The following is a 2,083-nucleotide window of genomic DNA, read 5'->3' as shown; positions in this document are numbered from 1 at the left end:
CGCGTCGCTTCGCTCCTCGCAATGACGATTCCGCCACACAACAACGTCCTAATTCCCTGAAACAGTAGAATATACACCATTCTCTTTCCTGATAATGTCATACCGTCTCTGTGCTACTCCATCGATGAAATGAATATTACCGGATAAACCTATATAAGGTTGTCTACTGTTCATTCTATTTAAAAACCTTTCGGATGCAAATTCATTGCCTATATAGTTTGCAGTCATACGTCCTAAATCATAAGAAAGAAGATGCATGAAGCCCATATGGCTAACACCTAAGTCTTTTGCTCTATCCGGAACGTTGCTATTGAGTAAATTTAAAGAACCGGTAAAGCTAATATCGATATTTTCAGGGTAATCGATATCAATACGATTATCACCGATTAAAATAGCTTTTTTATCTAAATTATATTTACGAATGCTATCGGCAAGTATGTTTAAATTTTTTGGATCATCTGATAGATAAATAACCGGTTTTGTTGTATCGTTACGCTCATTTATAATATCGGTATTGTCCGAAATATTTCTTGCGGCTTTTGCTATAGATTCAGGACTATCCTCATAGAATTCGGTGCGTGATAATGTTGCACTTTTCTGAATTAATATATTTTGCATTACTTGGCTAATAGTTTGGGAATGCTTCCCTTTAGGTAACAATGCCATAAAATCTTTATGGTCGTTACTTGCGTAATAATTGATGATGCGTATCAGTTGTTTTAAAGGCGCATGACCGAATACAAATAATTTATCTTCTGCAAGAGCCGGGTTATTTGACATAGTTATAATAATAATATCATTAGCTTTTGCTTTTTCGGCTATTAGAGAGGTAAAGTTAGAATATAGAGGGCCCAAAATAATCTTAGTTTTACGTGCTACTATTTTATCCATAGCGGCTAAAACGTTTTTTTCATCTGAACCGTCGTAAGAAGTAACATGTATGTAAGATTTAATCCCGTCGTTAAGTCCCATTTTAATTAAATCTTTATATTGTTTCCCGACAATACTATCAGGACCCTGATTTGGCATTAAAATTGCAATCTCAATTTCTTTTTGTTCTTTTTTAGGAAAACTTATAGGTTCTTCTTTAGGAGTTTGACAGGACGTTAAATATATCAAGCAAAAAAATGATAGAACGATTCGTAGTTTATGTTTTATACTAGCCATAATATTACTTAAAATTTAAAAATTATGATTTTGAAGTCAGGATTATATATTGTTGCAACACCGATCGGTAATTTTGAAGATATAACGCTTCGTGCTATATCGACTTTAAAAAATTCGGATATTATCTTATGCGAGGATACTAGAATATCACAAAAATTACTAGCAAAACATGACATTCATACAAAATTACAAATTTATAATGATCATAGTGACGAGAAAGATAGAGAAAATATTATAAGTTTAATAAAATCTGGCAATATAATAAGCTTAATTTCCGATGCAGGAACTCCTTTAATTTCCGATCCCGGCTATAAGTTAGTTAGAGATTTACGCAATCTTAATTGTCATATAGACGTAGTACCAGGGGTATCTGCACCGATTACTGCTCTAACTTTATCGGCTCTTCCTACTGATCGATTTTTATTTCACGGGTTTTTACCTAAAACTATAGAAAGTAAGAAAAAGATTTTTTCTGAGCTAGTAAATCTTAAGGCTACATTGATTTTTTTTGAAACCGCTCCTCGTTTGATAAACACCTTATCGGTAGCTAAGGAAATATTAGGAAATCGAGAAATATGTGTAGCTCGTGAGTTAACTAAACTGTATCAGGAAATAAAAACAGGGGATATAGATGAAATAATAAAGTTCTATCAAAATAATATTTTAAAAGGTGAGATAGTACTGTTGATTTCAGGAAATATACAAGAACAAAACCAACAAAAAAATTTAGAAAAATTTATAGAACTTTGCTTAAGTAAAAACTTAAGTAGCAAAACCACTACTGAACTTGCTTATGATAAATTCAAGGATGTTTATAGTAAGAAAGAAATATATAAATTGGTGAATGAGAGTAAGTAGATGTAGGTGTTATTGTTGCGTGGATACCCAAATCGTCATTGCGAGGAGCGAAGCGACG

Annotated in this window: 2 protein-coding genes; one reads left to right on the top strand and one right to left on the bottom strand. The window is 32.6% G+C overall.

Going from position 1 to position 2,083, the window contains the following annotated elements:
• Positions 1 to 48 precede the first annotated feature (48 nt).
• Entirely contained in the window at positions 49 to 1,167 is a 1,119-nt protein-coding gene (locus tag KYQ89_RS03630; RefSeq protein WP_218460452.1) for a penicillin-binding protein activator, read from the bottom strand.
• Positions 1,168 to 1,191: 24 nt separating this feature from the next.
• Between KYQ89_RS03630 and rsmI the strand changes: the two genes are divergently transcribed.
• Positions 1,192 to 2,025, top strand: coding sequence for a 16S rRNA (cytidine(1402)-2'-O)-methyltransferase (rsmI, locus tag KYQ89_RS03625; protein ID WP_218460451.1), 834 nt, complete (start codon positions 1,192 to 1,194; stop codon positions 2,023 to 2,025).
• Positions 2,026 to 2,083 lie beyond the last annotated feature (58 nt).

It is taken from the genome of Rickettsia sp. TH2014, from assembly GCF_019249195.1.
Lineage (GTDB): Bacteria > Pseudomonadota > Alphaproteobacteria > Rickettsiales > Rickettsiaceae > Rickettsia > Rickettsia felis.
This window is presented reverse-complemented; position numbering and strand designations above follow the sequence as displayed.